23 protein-coding genes are annotated in these 19,777 nt (G+C 61.1%); 15 read left to right on the forward strand and 8 right to left on the reverse strand.

Annotated features, from left to right (window positions below):
- Positions 1-182 precede the first annotated feature (182 nt).
- Together HF682_RS04105 and HF682_RS04110 are read left to right on the forward strand one after the other, a co-directional pair.
- A complete protein-coding gene (locus HF682_RS04105) occupies positions 183-932 on the forward strand; it encodes a substrate-binding periplasmic protein (RefSeq protein WP_168875957.1) in 750 nt (249 codons plus the stop codon).
- A 70-nt stretch (positions 933-1,002) separates the two neighbouring features.
- On the forward strand, positions 1,003-1,752 hold the full coding sequence (locus tag HF682_RS04110; RefSeq protein ID WP_168875958.1) for a substrate-binding periplasmic protein: 750 nt from the start codon (positions 1,003-1,005) through the stop codon (positions 1,750-1,752).
- Positions 1,753-1,755: 3 nt separating this feature from the next.
- Here HF682_RS04110 and HF682_RS04115 read toward each other — a convergent pair whose 3' ends face one another.
- The gene (locus HF682_RS04115) at positions 1,756-2,334 is read right to left on the reverse strand and encodes an isochorismatase family protein (protein WP_168875959.1); all 579 of its coding nucleotides are present in this window, start codon (positions 2,332-2,334) and stop codon (positions 1,756-1,758) included.
- A 90-nt stretch (positions 2,335-2,424) separates the two neighbouring features.
- On the opposite strand from HF682_RS04115, the gene HF682_RS04120 reads away from it, so the two are divergent.
- Positions 2,425-3,030 (forward strand): TetR family transcriptional regulator, encoded by a 606-nt coding sequence (locus HF682_RS04120; protein WP_168875960.1) that lies wholly within the window; start codon positions 2,425-2,427, stop codon positions 3,028-3,030.
- A gap of 42 nt (positions 3,031-3,072) precedes the next feature.
- On the opposite strand, the gene HF682_RS04125 is transcribed toward HF682_RS04120, so the two are convergent.
- Positions 3,073-3,459, reverse strand: coding sequence for a nuclear transport factor 2 family protein (locus HF682_RS04125; protein WP_168875961.1), 387 nt, complete (start codon positions 3,457-3,459; stop codon positions 3,073-3,075).
- 364 nt (positions 3,460-3,823) lie between these two features.
- Here HF682_RS04125 and HF682_RS04130 point away from each other — a divergent pair, with 364 nt between their 5' ends.
- Positions 3,824-4,552, forward strand: a complete 729-nt coding sequence (locus tag HF682_RS04130; protein WP_168875962.1) for an ADP-ribosyltransferase family protein — start codon at positions 3,824-3,826, stop codon at positions 4,550-4,552.
- A gap of 23 nt (positions 4,553-4,575) precedes the next feature.
- On the opposite strand, the gene HF682_RS04135 is transcribed toward HF682_RS04130, so the two are convergent.
- Complete coding sequence (locus tag HF682_RS04135; protein ID WP_168875963.1) at positions 4,576-5,100, reverse strand: hypothetical protein; 525 nt, start codon at positions 5,098-5,100, stop codon at positions 4,576-4,578.
- Positions 5,101-5,106: 6 nt separating this feature from the next.
- Positions 5,107-5,691 (reverse strand): TetR/AcrR family transcriptional regulator, encoded by a 585-nt coding sequence (locus tag HF682_RS04140; protein WP_168875964.1) that lies wholly within the window; start codon positions 5,689-5,691, stop codon positions 5,107-5,109.
- A gap of 81 nt (positions 5,692-5,772) precedes the next feature.
- Here HF682_RS04140 and HF682_RS04145 point away from each other — a divergent pair, with 81 nt between their 5' ends.
- Complete coding sequence (locus HF682_RS04145; protein WP_168875965.1) at positions 5,773-6,186, forward strand: DUF2000 domain-containing protein; 414 nt, start codon at positions 5,773-5,775, stop codon at positions 6,184-6,186.
- Positions 6,187-6,209: 23 nt separating this feature from the next.
- Entirely contained in the window at positions 6,210-6,809 is a 600-nt protein-coding gene (locus tag HF682_RS04150) for a LysE family translocator (protein ID WP_168875966.1), read from the forward strand.
- Between the two features lie 20 nt (positions 6,810-6,829).
- Here HF682_RS04150 and HF682_RS04155 read toward each other — a convergent pair whose 3' ends face one another.
- Positions 6,830-7,435: a TetR/AcrR family transcriptional regulator gene (locus tag HF682_RS04155; RefSeq protein WP_168875967.1), complete on the reverse strand. Its 606-nt coding sequence runs from the start codon at positions 7,433-7,435 to the stop codon at positions 6,830-6,832.
- 118 nt (positions 7,436-7,553) lie between these two features.
- Between HF682_RS04155 and HF682_RS04160 the strand changes: the two genes are divergently transcribed.
- The 7 genes from HF682_RS04160 (at position 7,554) to HF682_RS04190 (ending at position 13,925) form a co-directional block, all read left to right on the forward strand.
- A complete protein-coding gene (locus HF682_RS04160; protein WP_168875968.1) occupies positions 7,554-8,852 on the forward strand; it encodes an NAD(P)/FAD-dependent oxidoreductase in 1,299 nt (432 codons plus the stop codon).
- Positions 8,845-9,618: a DUF1365 domain-containing protein gene (locus HF682_RS04165; protein ID WP_205881897.1), complete on the forward strand. Its 774-nt coding sequence runs from the start codon at positions 8,845-8,847 to the stop codon at positions 9,616-9,618. Before HF682_RS04160 ends, HF682_RS04165 begins: the two co-directional genes overlap by 8 nt.
- Complete coding sequence (locus HF682_RS04170) at positions 9,618-10,826, forward strand: SAM-dependent methyltransferase (protein WP_168875969.1); 1,209 nt, start codon at positions 9,618-9,620, stop codon at positions 10,824-10,826. The genes HF682_RS04165 and HF682_RS04170 overlap by 1 nt, the downstream gene beginning before the upstream one ends.
- Positions 10,827-10,879: 53 nt before the next feature.
- Entirely contained in the window at positions 10,880-11,656 is a 777-nt protein-coding gene (locus HF682_RS04175) for an SDR family NAD(P)-dependent oxidoreductase (RefSeq protein ID WP_168875970.1), read from the forward strand.
- 20 nt (positions 11,657-11,676) lie between these two features.
- Entirely contained in the window at positions 11,677-12,090 is a 414-nt protein-coding gene (locus tag HF682_RS04180; RefSeq protein ID WP_308418692.1) for a nuclear transport factor 2 family protein, read from the forward strand.
- A 92-nt stretch (positions 12,091-12,182) separates the two neighbouring features.
- Positions 12,183-12,539 carry a nucleotide pyrophosphohydrolase gene (locus tag HF682_RS04185; RefSeq protein ID WP_168875972.1) on the forward strand — a complete coding sequence of 119 codons (357 nt, stop codon included), beginning with the start codon at positions 12,183-12,185 and terminating at the stop codon, positions 12,537-12,539.
- Between the two features lie 72 nt (positions 12,540-12,611).
- Positions 12,612-13,925: a hypothetical protein gene (locus tag HF682_RS04190; protein WP_168875973.1), complete on the forward strand. Its 1,314-nt coding sequence runs from the start codon at positions 12,612-12,614 to the stop codon at positions 13,923-13,925.
- A gap of 87 nt (positions 13,926-14,012) precedes the next feature.
- On the opposite strand, the gene HF682_RS04195 is transcribed toward HF682_RS04190, so the two are convergent.
- Together HF682_RS04195 and HF682_RS04200 are read right to left on the reverse strand one after the other, a co-directional pair.
- Complete coding sequence (locus HF682_RS04195) at positions 14,013-15,665, reverse strand: ATP-binding protein (protein WP_168875974.1); 1,653 nt, start codon at positions 15,663-15,665, stop codon at positions 14,013-14,015.
- Positions 15,662-16,651, reverse strand: a complete 990-nt coding sequence (locus tag HF682_RS04200) for a substrate-binding domain-containing protein (RefSeq protein ID WP_168875975.1) — start codon at positions 16,649-16,651, stop codon at positions 15,662-15,664. The genes HF682_RS04195 and HF682_RS04200 overlap by 4 nt, the downstream gene beginning before the upstream one ends.
- 240 nt (positions 16,652-16,891) lie before the next feature.
- On the opposite strand from HF682_RS04200, the gene HF682_RS04205 reads away from it, so the two are divergent.
- Positions 16,892-17,470, forward strand: a complete 579-nt coding sequence (locus HF682_RS04205) for a 3'-5' exonuclease (protein WP_205881898.1) — start codon at positions 16,892-16,894, stop codon at positions 17,468-17,470.
- A 64-nt stretch (positions 17,471-17,534) separates the two neighbouring features.
- On the opposite strand, the gene HF682_RS04210 is transcribed toward HF682_RS04205, so the two are convergent.
- Positions 17,535-18,602: an HAD family hydrolase gene (locus tag HF682_RS04210; protein ID WP_168875976.1), complete on the reverse strand. Its 1,068-nt coding sequence runs from the start codon at positions 18,600-18,602 to the stop codon at positions 17,535-17,537.
- Between the two features lie 252 nt (positions 18,603-18,854).
- On the opposite strand from HF682_RS04210, the gene HF682_RS04215 reads away from it, so the two are divergent.
- Positions 18,855-19,622, forward strand: coding sequence for a DeoR/GlpR family DNA-binding transcription regulator (locus tag HF682_RS04215; RefSeq protein ID WP_168875977.1), 768 nt, complete (start codon positions 18,855-18,857; stop codon positions 19,620-19,622).
- Positions 19,623-19,777: the final 155 nt, after the last annotated feature.

Genomic DNA, 19,777 nt, shown 5'->3' on the forward strand with positions numbered 1-19,777 from the left:
GTGTTGCGCATTATACTGAACGAACACTCGTTCAAATCAAGTAAACACCCAAAGCCAGGCCAAAGCACAGACACCCCTCCCGCTTACTGCGTAAGCCCCTGCAATTGCGCCGATGCTTCGGTGCTTCACCAAAATGCGGCTCTGCTACACTATGAAACACCCCCTGTGCAGGAGTGCATGCCATGCGTCGCATCATACAGAGCATGAGTCTGGCGGTACTGCTGCTGTTGGCCCTGCAGGCCTCGGCACAAACCCTGCGGGTGGCAGGCGCGCAGTTTCCCCGCATTTTTGAGCAGCAGGGGGCGGGGGTGTTCCAGGGCATGGGGGTGGAGCTGGTGCAGGAGCTGGCGCAGCGGCTGGGTTACGATGTGCAGTTTGAGCTCTATCCTTGGCCTCGCGCACTGCATCTGGTCGAGAGCGGCCAGGCCGACGTGCTGGTGGGCCTGTACAAGACCGCCGAGCAGGAAGACCGCTTTCTCTTCGCCGAAACTCCTTTTTACCAGGACGAAATGGTGTTCTACGCCCGGAAAGGCAGTTTCAACTGGGATGGCAACATCAGCATGCTGCACCGTCGCAAGATCGGCGTGGTGGCGGGCTGGGTGCATACCACGCCCTTTGATGCCATCAAAGGCAGCCTGAATCTCTCTACCGTGGAAAACGTGGAAACGGGCCTGCGTATGCTGGAGTTTGGCCGCATTGACCTGCTGGCGGCCGACGCGCGCAACGCCGAACCCTTCCTCAACCGGGGCCCGTGGAGCCGGAGGCCGGTTGCACTCAAGCCCAGCCTGGGCACGCAGGTCGGCTATCTGGCCTTCCCCCGCAAGCCCCGTTTTGAAGCGCTGCGCAGTGACATGGACCGGGTGTTCCAGCAGCTGCAAGCCAATGGCACCCTCAAGCGCCTGGCGCTGAAGTGGTCCGTCGCCTTGCCCTGATACCCCACAGCGGGCCGCGCCCCAGCAGCCATCTGCTATGCTGGAAAAGTCATCCACCCGGTAGCCGCACATGCGCCTGATCTGGCTTCGTTTCTGCCTTTGCTGCCTGCTGCTGCACGCCACGGCACTGCACGCGCAGACGCTGCGCGTGGTCGGCACGACGTTCGCCCGCATTTATGAACAGAATGGCTATGGCGAATTTAGCGGCATGGGCGTGGATCTGGTGCGGGAGCTGGCGCAGCGGCTGGGTTACGACATACAGTTTGAGCTCTATCCGTGGCCCCGGGCGCAGCAGATGGTTGAACTGGGCCAGGCCGACGTACTGGTGGGGCCATATAAAACCCCTGAGCGGATAGCGCGCTTTACCTTCGCCGCCACCCCGTTCTACCGGGACGAAATCCTGTTCTATGCCCGTCGGAGCAGCCCTAACTGGGATGGCAACACCAGCAGCCTGTATGGCAAGAAAGTGGGTGTGGTGGCGGGTTGGGTGTATACCCCCCAGTTTGACGCCATCAAGGGTAACCTGGAGCTGACCACGGCCGATCAGGTGGAAACTGGTCTGCGCATGCTGGATTTTGGTCGCATTGATCTGCTGGCGGTCAACCAGCGCAACACCCAGCCCGTGCTGATCCAGCTGGGGCTGATAAGCAAACTCACGCCCGTACAGCCCGCACTGGGCAGCCAGGTGGGCTACCTGGCCTTCCCCAGACAGCCGCGCTTTGAAGCGCTGCGCAGTGATATGGACCGGGTGTTCCAGCAGCTGCTGGCCAATGGCACCCTCACCCGCCTGTCGCAAAAATGGTCGGTGGCCTTGCCTTGAGGTTTAGCCCTGCTCCGCCTGAAAATGAAGGTCCGCACTGACCACCACCCGCGCAATCCGGGGTAGCACATGCTGGATGCTCTGCTGGTGCAGCTCCGGCAGCAGGCTGCTGCACACATCCTCCAGCACCACCACATCATAGCCCAGTTCCCAAGCCTGGCGGGCGCTGGATTCCACCCCCAAGGTCGTGGCGATGCCGCACAGCACCACCGTGCGCACCCCGCTGCGCCGTAGCAGCACATCCAGCTCGGTGCCGTGAAACGCGCCCCAGTTTTGCTTCTGCACGCAGTGCTCGCCCGCCTGCTGCATGCCCTCTACCAGCTCACTCCAGCCGGCTGGCATGCCGCCCTCTGGCCGGGGAAAGGGGCGATCCACCTTGCCCGGTGGGTAATCAGCAAAATCCGCCCGCCAACCTACCCGCACCCAGATCACCTGACTACCGGCCTCACGAAACCGCGCCAGCACCGGCTGCGCCGCCGCCACCACTTCCGCCCCGCTGCGTGGGGCCAAAGGCAGATTGACGATACCGTTCTGCAAGTCCACCAGCACCAGTGCGGTGGTTTTCGGGTCCAGCTCCAGCATGGGCGTATCCTTGTGGTGACATTGGGCTAGGCGATTTTGGCGCAGCACGCTATGCTTCACCCTGTTTATGAGTAATGCCTCACAAATTATATGAGCACCCACTCACAAAAAACAAGCCCGGACCCGCAAGCCAAAATCCCGCAGCGCAGCCGCGGTATCCAACGGGTGGATGCCCTGCTCCATGCCGCCAGCGAGGTCTTCCACGAGCACGGCTACACGGCGGCCACCATGAGCGAAGTCGCCCGCCGCGCCGGTGCCCCCATTGGCTCGCTCTACCAGTTCTTCCCCAACAAGGCACTGCTGGCCGATGCCGTGATCAATCGCTATGCCGACCGGCTGCTGCAGGGCATGCAAGCGATCCAGGCTGAGGCGACGCTGACACCCCGGCAGCTCGCCCGGCAACTGTTCGCGCTGATGCTGCAGATGCAGCAGGAACGCGCCATCGCCCTCGCCCTAGTCGACGCGGCCGACCCGCACAGCCGTCGCCAGCAGCTGCGCGACGCCCTGCTGCTACAGCTCACCACCCTGCTCGCTCGCCTGCACCCGGCGCAATCCGCCGAGCGCCACCGCCTGCGCGCGCACTATGTGCTGCAGCAGCTCAAGCAAATCCCCTCGCTGCACCACGAAGCACAGCAGCAACCCGGCCTGCTGGAAGAGGCCGAGCGCGCCCTGCATGCCTATCTGAAACGGGAGTGAAACCCGCAGGCCGACCGCCCACGGGAGAAGGGAAGCGCGGAATCAGCTACGGTCGATGATGCGGCTGATCTTGCCGCCCGAGAAGGCAAACTCAGACTGCCCCTGCAGCGCCAGCACACTGCCCGCCGTCATGCCATTGGGCAAATCCACCGCCAGCGTGCCCCGGTAGTCGATCGCCACCACCGCCGCTTCCGGCGACAGCTGCCACGCCGTCACCCGCTGCTCGCGCTCACGGAACAAAGCCTTGCCCTGCTCCGCCAGCGCCCGGAACGCCTCACGGCCATCGGTACTCACCGTCAGCGCCCCGCCGCTATGGTTCTCAAAATGCACCTCATCCGACAGCAAGGCCAGCATGCCTTCGACATCAAAGGCGTTATAGCAAGCCAGATAGCGCTCGATCAGGGTTTGCGGATTCGCAGTATCACTCATGATGGCTCCCTATGCCGGATTCAGAAACCGCCCGCCTCACCTCGGCAAGCTCATAAGCCACGCTGGGGGTGGCTGCATTGAGGCTGTCATTTCCCGGTGTTACCGTCAAGTTATGGTTTGATGAAGGTGGTTTGGGGTAGATAACGGGATAGTTAATCATCCAGCTATCTTTATGCTATGCTTTGCCCACAATTGTGCATCGGGCCTCCAATAAGCCATGTGATATGCATTCATAAAATAGGTATAATGAAGCCTAACGCACATACGAAAACAAAGTAATTTACTTAACTTTGAAATGGGCTATATGCAGTAAACAGCACCTGAATTAATTCACACTAGACCGTTGCCACACCATGGGCCACAAATGAACTTTCCAATTATCAATGTATTCGATGAACCCTATGAAGTTCGGGAAATGCGGGAACTAAGCAATGATGAATTTTTTGAAAAGGCCCTGAGAACTGGCAAAATTTCCTTCACCCAACGGCAGCACATTATTGAGACCATCAACAACCATTATGAAGCTGCACATTACATGCTCAGGGTTGCACAGGATAATAGCTTGGAGTCCCATATTGATCGGGCGCTAGAGAATTCTTTCTCAAAAATCATGAATCACATGCAGAAAACGCTTCCGAATTCTATTTCAACCTACCAAAGCTCCTACCCCGATTATGACATTGCTGCGGTATCCAATGACATTAAGAGATTTGGTGGCCTACTTCACCAAGGGCAAGTACTTTTCCATGGTGGGTATTGTCGTCATGAGGTAGGCGAGACGCTCTCTATTGATAGACCGCTTTCCACCAGCTTCTGTCCGCAAATTGCGTTACGCAACGCAGAGTGGCGTGAAAAAGCTTATGATGCCGACGAAGTTAACATTTTTGTTTTGACGGTTTCTTCGACAACCGTTAAGGCCTACGTCCTCCCGTTAACCGGGAAGTTTGGACACGAAAAAGAAGTTCTTATTTCGCCAGGCATAACACTGACAGTAAAAAAGAAAACATTGGTTCGTAATGATTACGCTGTACGCAAGTCTAATTATCCCGAAAAGAGTGTTTCCGCATATATTATTGAAATTGACCTTGAGTAAAGCCAACGTTTGTAATTTACAATTTACTGCACCACTGAAAATTCTTGAACAATTCCTTTAGGCGAACTCTTTAGCTTTATCATAAGCACTGTCTCTCTTTTTTTATAATCAACCCCCACGCCAAGGCTAACAATTTTAATTACCCCGTTCCTTTCACACAAATTAAAGCCCCGCACCCCAGGGTATACGTATTGTGCTTTAATTAAATAAAAACTGCCTTCGCCCTTTAGGGTCCCCGCTCTGCTAAAGAAAAAACGCTCATCCCCTTTTGGCATTTTATAGTACGCACTCGCCCCAAGATAAAATTTGGCCGCATCCAATGTTGAATAAGGCACTTCAACCCATGCATTATCGGGAATAAGGTTGAATTTTTTAGCAGGGTTTGTTTCCTCCGTCTGGTTCAGGCAATCGTTATTATCAAACTCTGCTTTTACATAGAGCGGGAAAGATACGGCAGCCAGAACCAGCAACCATCGCACGTACATTAAATTTCCTCCAACTGTGTTCAGCCATCCCTGACAAGGCATTACTTTACCCCAGCGGACCATCTCCCCTCACCCCTCCAGCATCCGTTCCGCCGTCTCCACCATCGCCTGCACCACCGGGTGTTGCGGGGTGTAGGTCTGGCTGGCGGCGTAGGCGCCTTCGATGAGCAGGGCCAGCGCGTCGGCGCGGGCGGGGGGGAGCTGGGCTTGCTGGCAGAGCTGGTGCAGGCGGGCGAGCAGGCGGGCTTTGCTGTCTGCCACCATTTTGCGAGCCGGGTGCTGCGGGTCGGTGAATTCGCTGGCGATGTTGACGAAGGGGCAGCCGCGAAAGCCGGGCTTGGCGGCGCGGCCCGCGAGGTCGACAAAGAATTGCCGTATCTGTAGCCGGGGCTGGCCGGGGTGGGCGGCTTCGGCGGCGGCAAAGTAGGCCCAGAACACCTCATCCATGCGCTGCAGGTAGCGCAGCAGCAGCTCATCCTTGTTGGCGAACTGGCGGTAGACCGCCATCTTGTTCACCCCGGCCCGGCTGGCCACTTCATCCACACTCACGGCGCGCGCGCCTTCCTGATAGAACAGCGCATCCACCGCTTCCAGGATGCGCTGCTGGGCGTCCTGCGCTTTGGTCACCGTCCGGCGTGGGGTTTTGTCACTCATGCTGTTGCTCTTGACTTGTTACTGACCAGTATCATAACATCGAATCATGTTACCGATTAGTAACAAAACAGGAGAGCGAAGATGTCGGAGCAGAAGTGTGTGATCGTGATTGACCCGGAGCTGCCGCTGGGGGTGATTGCCAATGCCGCAGCGGTGCTGGCGGTGAGCCTGGGCAAAGCGGTGCCGGAGCTGGTGGGGCATGACCTGCAGGATGCCGATGGCCTGCCGCACCGGGGCATCACCACCGCCGCCATTCCCATCCTGAAAGGCAGTGCCGATGGCCTGCAGCAGATGCGCAGCGCGCTGAGCGCGCATGAGCCCGAGCTCACGGTGGTGGACCTGACCGATGCCACCCGCAGCACCCGCAGCTATGCCGAATACGCGGCACATCTGGCGGCCACGCCGAGCAGCGAGGTGCGCTATCTGGGGCTGGCCGTGCATGGCAGCAGCAAGCTGGTCAACAAATTCACCGGCAGCCTCGGGCTGCTGCGCTGATCCTTACCTGCCTGGAGTCGATGATGGACACCCTGCTCAGCTTTATTCTGGCCACTACCATAGTCAGCTTCATGCCCGGCCCCTCGATGGCGCTGATCATGATGCACGCGGTGGACCGCGGCTTTGCCACCAGTGTGCAGACCAGCCTGGGGGCGGTGCTGGCGGATGCCATTTTGCTGGTGCTGGCACTCTCCGGCGTGGGTGCCATCCTCTACAGCTCGGCGCTGGCGTTCACGGCCCTGAAATGGGTGGGGGTGGTGTACCTGATCTGGCTGGGCATTGCGCAGCTGCGCAGCCCGGTGAACACGTCTGCAGATCAGCCCGCCAGCAAGCCGGGCAATGCTTTTCTGCAGGGGCTGGGGGTGACGCTGTTCAACCCCAAGATCATCGGCTTCCTGATCATGTATTTCCCGCAGTTTCTGGATGCCAAGCGCCCGGCCCTGCCGCAGCTGCTGGTGCTGGGGCCGCTGTTCCTGCTGGTGGTGTTTGTGGTGTTCCTGATCTGCGCCATGCTGGCGCACGCCATGCGCCGCCTGCTGCTCACCGAGCGCGGCCGCCTGTGGTTCCGCAATACCACCGGCGGCGCACTGATCGGCTGCGGCTTGCTCTCCATGCGGCTGTAGTCCGCGCCGGCGGCAGCGTGTTACGCCACGCCATCCAGAAACAGTGTGCGCATGTATCGCACGATGTCGTCATCGCTGTAGCGGCTGTAGTCTTTCATATAGTCCACAGCCGGGTCGCAGGTGCGGGCGTAGTAGGCGTAGAGGATGGCATCGGTGGGTAAATCCTTGCGCATCTCTCCGGCGGCCTTGGCCTGTTCGACCATGCCTTGCAGTTGCTTGTGCAGCTTGTACACGCGGGTCATGTAGCGCAGGCTGCGGGTGAGCATCGCTTTCACGTTCTGGCTGGCGGAGGGCAAAAAGGGCAAGCCGCCCTGCAGGCGCACCCGCAGTGCCCACTCCAGCAGGCTGGCCAGCTGGGCCTTGCCGCCCTGCGCCGGGTCCAGCTGCTTCAGGTAATCCAGCGCACCATCGAGCAGCCGGATCATCACTTCCGTGGCCAGGTCTTCCTTGGATTTGAAATGCTTGTACAGGCTGGGCTTGGAGATACCGGCTTCGCTCGCCACATCATCCATGGTCATCAAGTCAAAGCCCTTGCTGGCCAGCAGGGTGGTGGTGGCGTCGAGCACGGCCTGTTCACGTAGCTTGAAGGCCTGATCCTTGAAGCTGAGTTTGCCAGAAATACTCATTGGTATGATCTTTTACTCATTAGTAGCTTTTTTTCCTTCGCGGTTATAAGATGACTATAAGCACTCTGTTGCAGGGTGCCAAGCAGTTTTATCGGAATGCGTCAGAACGGAAGCAAAGATGAGCCCCTTACCCGTTGCACGCCAGCGTGTCGCCGTCATTGGCTCCGGTATCTCCGGTCTGGCCAGCGCCTGGCTGCTGGCCCCGGCGCATGAGGTGACGCTGTTTGAAGCGGCGGACTATGTCGGCGGGCATACCCATACGGTAGACCTGTCGCTGGAGGGTCAGCAGTTTGCAGTGGATACCGGCTTTCTGGTGTTCAACGAGCGGACCTACCCCAATCTGATTGCCCTGTTTGCCGAGCTGGGCATACCCACTTGCAGCACCGACATGTCCTTCAGTGTGTCACTGGATCAGGGACAGGATGAGTGGGCCGGTCGCAATCTTGCCACCGTGTTTGCCCAGCGCCGCAAGCTGCTCTCTCCCCGCTTTCTGGGCATGCTGTATGACATTCTGCGGTTCAATGCCGCCGCCCCTCGCCTGCTGGATACAGCGCTTCAAGAAGCCTGTACGCTGGGCGAGCTGCTGGCACAGGAAGCCTATGGCGACGCCTTCCGCGACCGCTATTTGGTGCCGATGGCAGCCGCCATCTGGTCCAGCCCCAGTCGTGAAATCCTGGACTTTCCGGCGGCGACCTTCCTGCGTTTCTGCATGAACCACGGCCTGCTGCAGATCCGGCATCGCCCACGCTGGTTTACCGTGCCGGGTGGTGCACGCCAGTATGTAACACGCATGCTGGAACGCCTCACCGATGTACGCCTCTCCACACCGGTGCGCAGCGTGACACGGGGGCCGGATGGCGTCCGCATCGTCAGTGATGCCGGCACGGAACATTTCGATGCCGTGATCTTTGCCTGCCATGCGCCACAAACCTTGGCCCTGCTGCAAGATGCCAGCGAGGTGGAGCGCAGCGTGCTCGGTGCCGTTCGTTACCAGCGCAATACCGCAGTGCTGCACGGCGACCCGGCGCTGCTGCCGCAGCGCCAGCCGGTGTGGTCTGCCTGGAATTTCCTGGCTGAATCAACCCAATCAGACGGCCGTGCAGTATGCGTCAGCTACCTGCTCAACCAGTTGCAGCCGCTGCCGGTATCGTCGCCGGTGATCGTGACCCTGAATCCGGTGCGCGAGCCCGACCCGTCCAAGGTGTACGGACAATTTGAATATGAGCACCCGCTGCTGGACCGGGCCGTCGTCCAGGCCCAGCAGGACCTGCCCATCTTGCAGGGCTTGCAGCGCTGCTGGTATGCCGGCGCCTGGACCGGCTACGGTTTCCATGAGGACGGTCTGAAGTCTGCCCTGAATGTGGCCCGGCATTTTGTTCCACTGCCAGCCTGGGCGCAGGGGGTGTCTGATGCATGATGCCTACCTGATCCCGGGTCTGGTGATGCATCAGCGCTTGCGCCCGGTGCGGCATCGCTTCCGCTACCCGGCCTGTGCCATCCGCCTGCGGCTTGCCGCACTGGACAGGGTGAGCAACCGCTGGTTTGGCGTGGACTGCTGGCGGCCACTCTCCTTGCGCACCCGCGACTATGGGCCGCGCGATGGCTCGCCCTTGCTGCCCTGGATACAGCGGCAGCTGCGCGCCGCAGGCTTGCCCGCCGATGGTGAGGTCTGGCTGCAGACGTTTCCCCGGGTGCTGGGCTATGCCTTCAGCCCGGTGAGCTTCTGGTACTGCCACGATCGCGCGGGCCAGCTGGTGGCGGTGCTGGCCGAGGTTAACAATACTTTCGGCGAACACCATGCCTATCTGCTGGCCCGGCCGGGTGGCGAGCCCATCACCACAGGTAGCGTGCTAACCTGCCGCAAACAGCTGCACGTCTCCCCCTTCTGCCAAGTGGCAGGCCATTACCAGTTCCGCCTGGCCGAAACCCCGGAACGCATGCTGATGCGTATCGACTATCACGATCCCCACGGTGCGCTGCTCCAGACCAGCATCTCCGGCCCGCTGCAGCCACTGACCGCCGCAGCGGCACGCCGCATGGTATTGCGGCAACCGCTGGATGCCCTGGCCATCATCAGCCGCATCCACTGGCAAGCCTTGCGGTTGTGGATCAAGCGAGTGCCCTGGTTTGGCAAACCGCGCCCCCCTGAACAACCCGTCAGTCATGGACAGGAGTACCCCTGATGCCCCTCTCCCGCGCCATCAACTTGCCTTATCGCATGCTGCCGCCCTTCGCCAGACTGCTACTCAATCGCCTGAAGCGGCTGCAGCACGGCAGCCTGCAGTTGCATACGCCGGAGGGGGACACCCTGCGGCTTGGCCAGCACGGTGCAGCCCCTGAGGCCGAACTCACGGTGCACGACTGGTCGGCTTGCCGCAAACTGCTGCTGTCCGGCGACATTGGCTTTGCCGAAGCGTACCGCGACGGACTGGTAGACTCCCCCGACCTCACCGCCCTGCTGCGGCTGGCACTCCGCAATGAAGCCGCCTTGCGGACCACCCTCAGCGGCAGCCTGCCTGCCCGCTGGTGGTACGCGCTCAAGCACCGGCTGCGTCGCAACAGCAAGTCCGGCAGCCGTCGCAACATCCACGCCCACTATGACCTCGGCAATACCTTCTATCAGCTGTGGCTGGACAGCAGCTGGACCTATTCCAGCGCCTGGTTCAATGGCGACTGCACGCAATCCTTGTCCCAGGCGCAAGCCGCCAAGTACCAGCGCATCTGCGATGTACTTCAGCTGCGCCCCGGCATGCGGGTGCTGGAAATCGGCTGTGGCTGGGGTGGCTTTGCCGAGCACGCGGCGCAGCAAGGCATCGCCGTTCATGGCATTACCCTTTCTGAGGCCCAGCTGGCTTTTGCCCGGCAGCGGCTGGCCGACTATCCGCAGGTGACACTGGCGCTACAGGATTATCGTGATCTGAGCGGCCAGTACGATGCCATTGTGTCCATCGAGATGTTTGAAGCCGTCGGCGAGGCCTACTGGCGTGACTACTTCCACACCCTGCAGCGTTTGCTCAAGCCGGGTGCCCAAGCGCTGGTGCAAAGCATTACCATCGACGATCGACACTATGACCGCTACCGCAGCCGCAGTGACTTCATCCAGGAATTCATTTTCCCCGGCGGCATGCTACCCAGCTGCAAACGCTTTGAATCCACCGCCGCTCAGTGCGGGCTGCAGACACTGAACCGGCTGGACTTTGGCCCGGACTACGCCGAGACCTTGCGCCGCTGGCGCGAGGGGTTTGAGCATACATTGCTGGCAACCCGCCAGCTGGGCTTTGACGAGGCATTCATTCGCATCTGGCGACTGTATTACTGCTATTGCGAGGCGGGCTTCGACGAAGGCCGTACCGGTGTCTCCCAATTCCTGCTGCAGGCACAGCCAGCATGAACACGCGCCTTGTATCTCTGCCCGCCTGCCCGCACTGCGCGGCTTAAGCCATCATGCTGCTGACGCCACCCAACCCACCGATACGTGACTGGCGCAGCCAGCGGGTGTGGGTCATTGGCGCCTCCAGCGGCATCGGTGCGGCCCTGGCGAGAGCCCTGCTGGCACGGGGCGCCGAGGTGATTTTGTCTGCACGTCGCGAAACCGCACTGCAGCAGGTTGCGGGGGGCGCGCCCCGCAGCCTGATCCTGCCGCTGGATGTGCGTGATCCGCAGTCCTGGCAGCAAGCATGGTACCGCCTGCAACCACAGGTGCCGGACCTGCTGGTGTTCTGCGCGGCCGACTATCGCCCGCAGCGCTGCTGGGAGCTGCATCATGAGCAGGTCCGCCACACGCTGGAAACCAATCTGAGCAGTGTCTACTACGCGCTGGAGACGGTGCTGCCCGCGATGATGGCACGCCGCAGCGGCGGCATTGCGCTGGTCGCCAGCGTGGCGGGCTGTCTGGGGCTGCCCGGTGCCAGCGTCTATGGGCCCGGCAAGGCGGCGCTGATCAACCTGGCCGAGCTGCTGCATGTTGAACTGCACGACCATGGTCTGGGGGTTTACCTGATCAACCCCGGTTTTGTCGCCACCCGCCTGACGGCGCAGAACACCTTTGCCATGCCCGCCCTCCTGAGCCCGGAAGCCGCTGCCCAACGCATGCTGGCGGGGCTGGAGCGCGGCCAATTTGAAATCCACTTTCCCAAAAGGTTTACGCTATGGATCAAGCTGATCGCCCTGCTCCCCTACCGGTTGAGGCTGCCGCTACTCAGACACCTGATACGGACCTGAGGGCATGTCTGCAGGCGCTGGTGGACTGGTATCAGCAGTTGACGCCAGACAGCCTGGAACACATCCATCGCTACTACCACAGCAGTGCCCGCTTCAAAGATCCGTTCAACACGGTACAGGGCCGCTGGGCCATTCTCGACATTTTCCGGCATATGTTCCAGACACTGGAGGCGCCCCGCTTTGTCATCCTGCAGCAACTGCTCGACGCTGATCAGGCCTTCCTGACCTGGGATTTTCACTTCCAGCGCGGCGGTAAAGCCTACAAGCTGCACGGCAGCAGCCACCTGCAGTTTGGACCGGACGGGTTGGTCACCCTTCACCGCGACTACTGGGATTCCGCCGAGGAGCTGCTGCACAAGCTGCCGCTGATTGGCCCGATCCTGCGGGCCTTGCGCCGCAAATTGTCGGTACACGATGAAGGCTGGACGCACTGACGGCCAGCACCCGCAGCATCTCGGCACCGGAGGCCCTGCACGTCGCCCTGCGCCATGCTACAGTCCGCCCATCCACACACACCGAGACCCGCATGACCACCCTGCAGCAGCTCATCTCCGATCTGGAGCGCTTTGCCACGGAACGCGACTGGCAGCCCTTCCACACCCCCAAGAATCTGGCGATGGCGCTGAGTGTGGAAGCCGCCGAGCTGGTGGAAATCTTCCAGTGGGAAGACGGCCAGCGCCCCTTCGCCGATTACGACCTCGCCCAGCAAACCGCCACCCGTCACGAGGTGGCCGACATCCTGCTCTACCTGCTGCGCTTTTGCAGTGTCACCGGCATCGACCCGCTGGCAGCAGCGGTAGAGAAAATGCGGCTGAACGCGGAAAAATACCCGGTCGAGACCGCCAAGGGGCGGGCCAAGCAGGTGGGTAACGTGGCCGATTAAGCAAGCTGGCCGGATTGCTGCCGGGTGATCGCGGCGCTATCATGCCATTGTCTTGAAGCGCCCGGTCACCCCATGTCCACACCCCTTCTGCGTCGCTGCACAGCCTTGCTGCTCCTGCTGGGAGGGGCCTGTGCGGGCATGGTACAAGCCGCCCCTGCCACACCAGCAGCGAATACCTTGTCCACCCCGGCGGAATGCGGGCTGGATGACGATGAACCGCCCTACCCCGGCGCCACCGCCACCGGCTATAAGGGCGCACTGGAGTCGGACCCGGTCTGGCACCGCAATGTGCGCAGCCGTCGTGGCCGCGATGGGCAGATGCAATTCCGCCTGCGCTGGCAGCGAACATGGTACGCATCGATTGAGCCCGTACACCTGCGGGGGCAAGCCTGGGCGTATATGATCCGGCAGCATGGCTGCCATCGTCTGCTCGATCCTCAAGGCCGGGCCTACCCGCTGCCGCCGTTTCGCGCCTTGTCGTACCCGTCCTTAACCCCATCGCCGCTCAGCGGCCTGCTGCGGTTTGAGACAGGCCGCATCGGCCAGGCGGTCTACCACTACGCCCGCTTTGACCGGCGAGGCCGCCTGGCCGCCGTCTCCCCCCACACCTACAGCATGAGCTACAGCAGCTCCAGCCTGCCCACCGACGGGCTTAGCCCCCCACTGCTGGATGTGGTGATCCCCGCGCCAGACCGCCACGGCCTCCTCAATCTGACCACTTTGCGCGAAGTGATCGAACCGCGCTGGCTGGGCGTAGGCGGGATATGGCTGAACGGCCCTGACCGCGAGCCCCGCTACCTGCTGACGGATGACGGCCAGACCCGCACCGTGTACAGCCGGGAGGGGCAAGTGCTGCTGCGGGATATTCACGGCATCACCCTGCTTCCCCACGGGCTGCCGCCACGACCCGACACCCCCGCCAACGATCAGGCCGCGATGGTCATCACCCGGCAAGGTGGTGCCCAGTGTGAAGTGTATGATCTGGACCTCAAGCCCCTGCTCAGCCAGCCACACCGCACACGACACGGCAGCTGCCTGACCGCGCCAGACCAGACTGGTGGCCTGGGGCTGGCCGGCGAAACCCCGGATGGCATCCTGCACTTCTACACCCGCCAGCCCGACGGCAGCTTGCGGCAAACCGGGCAGGTGAACGGCAGCCTGGCCGCCCTCACCCGCACCGGCAACGCCGTCACCCGCATCGACACCCCAGCCGGGCCGCGCTACCGCGTGTACACCTTCACCGCCCAGCCAACCCACCCGCAGGATTTTGACGACTTCCGCGACCTCGGCTGCGGTTTTCATGAAGTCCGGCTCGGCGAGCAATGGCTCACCCTGCTACCCGACGGCAGCACTCGCACGGAACGGTATTTTCCGTTTAGTTGTTGAGCGACATGAAGTCTCTTTAGGCTGACACCATAGTAAAAATGAGCCTGAGCCCTGCTTTTACACGCAGATCCGACTTGTTTAGTCTCGCTATGCAGCCGGGGTCAGTCTGGGTGGCAGGGTCAGGGTAAAGGTTGTACAGCCAGGCTGGCTGTGAACGCGAATCTTGCCCCCCAAGGTCTGGGTGACGTTGTTGTAAACGATGTGCAGGCCGAGGCCTGAGCCTCCCTGACCAAAACGGGTGGTGAAGAATGGGTCGAAGATGCGGGGCAAGGCATCCTCCGGAATGCCATAGCCATCGTCGGTCACGCTGAGCTGGACCATGCCATCGCTCAGAACCTGTGCCTGGATGCGAACCTCGCCATGGTCGCGCTGCTGGAAGCCATGAATGACTGCGTTACTGACCAGATTGGTGATCACCTGTGACAACGGCCCCGGGTAGCTGTAGAGGCTGATCGTGTCCGGCACATCCTGCACAAAGCGGTAGGGCGACTTCTTGAAACCTGGCGTCAGGGTCAGCATGGTCTCCCGCACCAGCTCGTGCAGACTGAACGCTCGGAGCTGGATGCTGCTGCAATCCACCGCGACCTGTTTGAAGCTGGCCACCAGATCCCCGGCCCGCAGCAGATTGCGTTCCAGAATATCGGCCCCCTCCTGCATCTCCTGCAGGAATTGCCCCAGCTCGCTGCGCTTGAGGTGGCCTTGCTGGAACTGCTCCAGAAACTTCAGGGTCAAGTCCTTCATGGTACTGGCGGCGATGACACCGTTGCCTACCGGCGTATTGAGCTCATGCGCCACCCCAGCCACCAGCGCACCGAGAGCCGCCATTTTTTCACGTTCGACCAGCTCCTGCTGCGTCTGGTGCAGGGCTTCGATGGTGGTGCCCAGTTCCATATTGGCCTGCTCCAGCAGATCGCCCCGCGCGTTCAGGCGATGGCGCATCAGATCCATCACTGCCAGCAGGCTGTGCTGATCGCCGGGGCGTAATTCAATATCCCGGTGCACGTCGCCCTCGGCAATCTGTCTTGCGACTTGCATGGCATAGCTGGGCTCTCCTCCCAGTTGCCGCAGCAGGGATCGGGCCAGTCGTACCGTCAGGTACAAGCCGGCCAGCAAGGCCAGCACCGTCAACGCCAGCATGACGGTGTTCACCCGGTAGTAAGTACTGTCTAATGCCTTGCTGCGTGCCAGCATCAGCTGCCGGTGGTGCTGCTTGAGCCGGTTCAGCAAGGCAAAGTATTGCAACTGGTAGGGATGCACATCGACCAGTAGCAAATTACGCGCTTCACTGAGGGGAGATTCTCGGATCAGGCGGATGAAATCATCCTGGTTGACGCGATACGCGGAATCGACGATGTCGATCTCGCGCAGGATGGCCTGCTCTTCGGCATCACGAAAAGATTCATGCAGTTGCTTGAGCGATGTGAGCAGCCGGGCATTGGCCGCAGCGATGGTGTCCAGCTCGTTCTGTACCGCCCCACCCTCGCGCAGAAACAGGGTATTGCGCATGCTGAGTGCAATGGTATTGAGGTGGCCCAGCGTATCGTCTACCAGCTGAGACTTGGGGTAGTCTTCCTCGACCAGCCGATCCGTATTCTGGCGGAACTGCTCAAAGCCGAGCATGCCCACCACGACCACCGCCATCAGCAAACCCAGAATCGCCCCGAAACACAGGCCCAGCCGGTAGCGCAGGCTGACCACCCGCGGCATGCGGGTCAGCTCACGCACCTGGTGCCGTATCAAGGGGCAGCCTTTTCCGCGCCGAACACCGTCCGTTTGGCCACCGGCAGCCATTCATTCACATTCATGCTGGTTGCGTTCAGAACAGGCACCAGAATCTGCTTGGCCGCCGGTTTACCCTGGATCGCATCCAGCAGCGCAGCGGCAGACTGGGTTCCCATCAGGTAAGGCTGCTGCATGCCCACCGCCACCAGATTACCTTGCTTCAGTTGGTCCACAAATTCTGGAATGCCATCGTAAGACCCAACCACCACTTGCTTGAGTTTGCCACTTCTCGACAGCACCTTCAGTGCCCCCAGTGTGGGTTTGTCCACTTCCACAAACAGCGCACTCAAGCCAGGATGCGCCTTGAGGATGTCCTCGACAAACTGCTCGGTTTCCTCAATGGTGTAGCTCTTCATCTGCCGCAGCGCCACCTGATTGGTGAATCCGGCTTCCTTCATGGCGTCAACAAAGCCATTGGTACGGTCCTGCCCGTTCTTGCGCGTGAGCTCAATGGTACACAGCGCAAATTCCGGGTTACTGACATTACGCGCCTTCAAGGCCGCCGCCACCGCCTGCCCCACGTTGTACGCCCCCCGATAATTGTCGGATTTGACGTAGGACACGTACTCGCCGCCGTTGGTCCCGATGTCGGCAATCACCACCGGAATGCGTGCCTTGCTGGTGAGGGCCAGCATGCGCTGTGCCGAAAGGCTGTCGATAGGCGACAGCACAATGCCACTGGCCTGTGCACGAATGGCCGCCTGGATATGCTCAGTCTGCTTCGCCTCACTGTTCTGGCTATCCAGCACCTGATACTGGAAACCCCGCTGCGCTGCACCGGTCTTGACCCCCAAGCCCAGCGTTCGCCAGAACGGCAAATCCAGCCCCGGCGTAATGTAATAGATCACCTTGCCCGCCGCCCATGCTGCCCCCGGCAACATCAGCAACAAGGCCAGGCACAGCAACACCCGCCGAACCGGGCTGACGCTCCACCGTAGCAGCATGATCCACCTCGCCTGAACACCATACACCCCGCCGCCTTCCACCATCCAGGCAGGCCCTGCAGGGATCGGGACAGCACATCTTGCCTGTACTCTAGTACAAGCAAGGTGCTTGCGCGACAGTAAGCGACTGAAGGTTCATATGACTGGCGGCTCATGCGCTACCGGGGGAAATGAGCCAGACTGTGGGAACCCCCTGCCGGGCAGTGAGGTCTTAGCCTGCCCGTTACCCCGTCAGACCACATGCGCATGGATCACCCTTACACCCCCACCCACTATCTGCTGGTCGATTTTGAAGCCACCTGTTGCGACCAGGGCAGCGTGCCACGGCAGGAGATGGAGATCATCGAGGTGGGCGCGGTGATGGTGGACTCAGCCTCGCTGGGGATGGTGGGGGAGTTTCAATCCTTTGTGCGACCGCAGCGCCACCCACGGCTGACCGCCTTTTGTAGCAGGCTGACCCATATCACGCAGGCGGAGGTGGACGCCGCGCCGACCTTCCCCGAAGTCTGCGCACGCTGGAAAACCTGGCTGGGCGGGTTTCCGGATTACCTGTTTTGCTCGTGGGGCGACTATGACCGCACGCAGCTGGAGCAGGATTGCGCCTTGCACCGGGTGCCTTACCCGATGCGCTCCGGCCATCTGAACGTGAAACGGCAGTTTGCCCGCCAGCAGCACCTTCCCCGCCCACTGGGGCTGGGTCAGGCGGTCGCGCTGGCCGGGCTGACCTTCATTGGCACCCACCACCGCGGCATCGACGATGCCCGCAACATCGCCCAGCTGCTGCCGTTTATCTTTGGTGAGGCGCGGGTGCCACGGTAAGGTCGTCATCGTAATAAAAAAGGCGGGCCGCAGCCCGCCGTTTTACCTTGACTGCCACACCGGCTTACTGAATCTCTTCCGGTTTCACCACGACCCAGTTCTTGTCTGCCGTCACGGCCTGGCCCAGGGCCTGCTGGCGTTTGGCGGATTCTTCCCACCATTTCTGCATTTGCGGCATGTATTTGGCCTTGCGGTTCACCCACACGCGCATGCCGCCCTTTTCCACGTCCACGCCGTTGAGCAGCATGTAGCCGTCGGAGATGGGGGTATCACCGCCCACCAGGATCGGCTTCTTCCATTGATCGATCCAGCCGAGGATGGTGCCCATCTTGCCTTCGTACCAGGTCATCGGGTTCATCAGGTAGGGGGTCAGGGTCAGGTCGAGGTTACGCGTCTGATCGTACTTGCCTTTCTTGATCTGCAGGCGGGAGGTGGTGAGCTCGCCGGTCTTGTTGTCCTTTAGCAGCAGGTTCACGCCGATCACGTTTTGCGGCTTGGCGTTGTAACCGTACTTCGGATCGGCTGCCACCATGCGCACCAGCTCTTCGCTGGCGGCGGTCATCACATAGACCTCAATGCCGTTTTCCTGCAGCTTGTTGTACAGCTCCTGCATGCCGCTGTAGATTTTGGGCGGGTTGACCGTACCTTCCACCACCTTGCCTTCGCTGTAGTACTTGATGGGGATGGGCTTGTTGTAGGCCATCAGCTCATCCACATAGCCTTTGAGCTCTTTCAGCGTCAGGCCGGAGAACACTTGCGCCACCCAGGGGTAGCACACCAGATCGTCCACCTCGCACATGCGGTAGTAGTAGGAATTGAGGCTTTCCTTGAATTCCGGCGTGTCCTTGAAGGGCAGCAGCTTCAGCGAGGGGTCCAGCTTGTCGCGGGTGAGCACGCCCTTCATCTCCAGAAAGGGCAGTAGCGATTCTTCCAGGTCGTAGCGGTAGCTGGTGTTGTCCATGTCGAACACCGCATAGGCCCCTTTGTTGGCATTGCTCGCAATCAGGGCATTCAGCTTGGCCGCGGCTTCCGGTGGCCAGTGTTTCAGTTCAGTGGCTCCAGCCAGGCCGGTGGCTCCGGTGGTGAGCGCGGCCAGTACGGCAGCCTGCATCCAGCGTTTGATCCCCTTCATTGCGGCACTCCTTGTAGTGTCGACCTTTACACAGGTCGGTTCAGCGGCGGTGTCCTTGTGCATTTGCACTTCACAAAATGCACAAAAGTACAATATTGCACATATAAGCACAAAAACAACACCAAAGCGACGCTTACCCTATCCAAACCCGACCTCGCTTGCACCGCGATACCGCCCGCCCCACAATGGGTCTGCACACCTGCCACGCCCAAGGGGGCACACACAGAACACCGCAGGCACGAGGAGAGGCTTATGTGGCATCAGGAACGGCACCAGCGCATCCGCGCCCTGCTGGCAACCCAGCAGCGGGTGAGTACCGACCGTATCGTGGCGGAGCTGGGGGTCTCGCGTGAAACCGTGCGGCGCGATCTGCTGGAGATGGAGGCGGCAGGCAGCTTGAAACGGGTGCACGGTGGTGCCATCCGGGTAGAGGACGAAGCACCGATTGCCGAGCGCGCACAGAGCAAGGTGCAAGCCAAGCGGGCGCTGGCGCGCGCTGCCGTCGGCCTGCTCAGCGAGGGACAAACTGTGTTCATCGACGCGGGCACCACCACCGCGCTGCTGGCAGAAGAGCTGGCACGGCTGGCCAACCTCACCATCATCACCAATGCCATCGACGTGGCATTGGCGCTACGGGGCAGTGAAGGCCAGCCGCCCCGCCATGAGGTGATCCTGCTCGGCGGCCAGCCCAACCCGCGCGCCCCGGCCACCATTGGTGCGCAGACGGTGGCTGAGATCGCCCGCTACCGTGCCGACCTCGCCCTGCTCTCCCCGGTGGGTATCGAAGTCGAATTCGGTGCCAGCAGCTATGACGCACAAGAGGCCGCCGTCGCCCGCGCCATGGCCGAGCACGCCCAGCAGCGCATCCTGCTCGCCGACTACAGCAAGATCGGCCTGCGCAGCCGCATCAGCTGGTGCCGCAGTGCCGACATCCACTGCCTGATCACCAACCAGCGCGCCGAGCTGGAAACCAGCTTCAGCCAGCTGCAGCAGGCGGTACAGCGGGTGATCCGGGTCTAGCGACAGCGTGCCTTTCGTGTAGAGTGGAAGGCAATATAAACCGCCCCGATTACATCATGTCGCACGGATGGCCTCACAAGAGCGGGTCGCCCCCCCTCTACCCCAGCACACCCTGCCTTAGTCCCTTCCTTCGCATGGGTTATCCAGAGCGCTAT

Source organism: Leeia aquatica (assembly GCF_012641365.1).
GTDB classification, from domain to species: domain Bacteria; phylum Pseudomonadota; class Gammaproteobacteria; order Burkholderiales; family Leeiaceae; genus Leeia; species Leeia aquatica.

What these genes read in the sequence shown, in the direction of transcription:
- HF682_RS04190 (WP_168875973.1), top strand. Translation starts at nt 12,612, where the DNA reads ATGTCCACACCCCTTCTGCGTCGCTGCACAGCCTTGCTGCTCCTGCTG.
- HF682_RS04160 (WP_168875968.1), top strand. Translation starts at nt 7,554, where the DNA reads ATGAGCCCCTTACCCGTTGCACGCCAGCGTGTCGCCGTCATTGGCTCC.
- HF682_RS04205 (WP_205881898.1), top strand. Translation starts at nt 16,892, where the DNA reads ATGCGCATGGATCACCCTTACACCCCCACCCACTATCTGCTGGTCGAT.
- HF682_RS04115 (WP_168875959.1), bottom strand. Translation starts at nt 2,334, where the DNA reads ATGCTGGAGCTGGACCCGAAAACCACCGCACTGGTGCTGGTGGACTTG.
- HF682_RS04120 (WP_168875960.1), top strand. Translation starts at nt 2,425, where the DNA reads ATGAGCACCCACTCACAAAAAACAAGCCCGGACCCGCAAGCCAAAATC.
- HF682_RS04175 (WP_168875970.1), top strand. Translation starts at nt 10,880, where the DNA reads ATGCTGCTGACGCCACCCAACCCACCGATACGTGACTGGCGCAGCCAG.
- HF682_RS04145 (WP_168875965.1), top strand. Translation starts at nt 5,773, where the DNA reads ATGTCGGAGCAGAAGTGTGTGATCGTGATTGACCCGGAGCTGCCGCTG.
- HF682_RS04140 (WP_168875964.1), bottom strand. Translation starts at nt 5,691, where the DNA reads ATGAGTGACAAAACCCCACGCCGGACGGTGACCAAAGCGCAGGACGCC.
- HF682_RS04150 (WP_168875966.1), top strand. Translation starts at nt 6,210, where the DNA reads ATGGACACCCTGCTCAGCTTTATTCTGGCCACTACCATAGTCAGCTTC.
- HF682_RS04110 (WP_168875958.1), top strand. Translation starts at nt 1,003, where the DNA reads ATGCGCCTGATCTGGCTTCGTTTCTGCCTTTGCTGCCTGCTGCTGCAC.
- HF682_RS04105 (WP_168875957.1), top strand. Translation starts at nt 183, where the DNA reads ATGCGTCGCATCATACAGAGCATGAGTCTGGCGGTACTGCTGCTGTTG.
- HF682_RS04155 (WP_168875967.1), bottom strand. Translation starts at nt 7,435, where the DNA reads ATGAGTATTTCTGGCAAACTCAGCTTCAAGGATCAGGCCTTCAAGCTA.
- HF682_RS04210 (WP_168875976.1), bottom strand. Translation starts at nt 18,602, where the DNA reads ATGAAGGGGATCAAACGCTGGATGCAGGCTGCCGTACTGGCCGCGCTC.
- HF682_RS04215 (WP_168875977.1), top strand. Translation starts at nt 18,855, where the DNA reads ATGTGGCATCAGGAACGGCACCAGCGCATCCGCGCCCTGCTGGCAACC.
- HF682_RS04170 (WP_168875969.1), top strand. Translation starts at nt 9,618, where the DNA reads ATGCCCCTCTCCCGCGCCATCAACTTGCCTTATCGCATGCTGCCGCCC.
- HF682_RS04165 (WP_205881897.1), top strand. Translation starts at nt 8,845, where the DNA reads ATGCATGATGCCTACCTGATCCCGGGTCTGGTGATGCATCAGCGCTTG.
- HF682_RS04125 (WP_168875961.1), bottom strand. Translation starts at nt 3,459, where the DNA reads ATGAGTGATACTGCGAATCCGCAAACCCTGATCGAGCGCTATCTGGCT.
- HF682_RS04135 (WP_168875963.1), bottom strand. Translation starts at nt 5,100, where the DNA reads ATGGTCCGCTGGGGTAAAGTAATGCCTTGTCAGGGATGGCTGAACACA.
- HF682_RS04185 (WP_168875972.1), top strand. Translation starts at nt 12,183, where the DNA reads ATGACCACCCTGCAGCAGCTCATCTCCGATCTGGAGCGCTTTGCCACG.
- HF682_RS04130 (WP_168875962.1), top strand. Translation starts at nt 3,824, where the DNA reads ATGAACTTTCCAATTATCAATGTATTCGATGAACCCTATGAAGTTCGG.
- HF682_RS04200 (WP_168875975.1), bottom strand. Translation starts at nt 16,651, where the DNA reads ATGCTGCTACGGTGGAGCGTCAGCCCGGTTCGGCGGGTGTTGCTGTGC.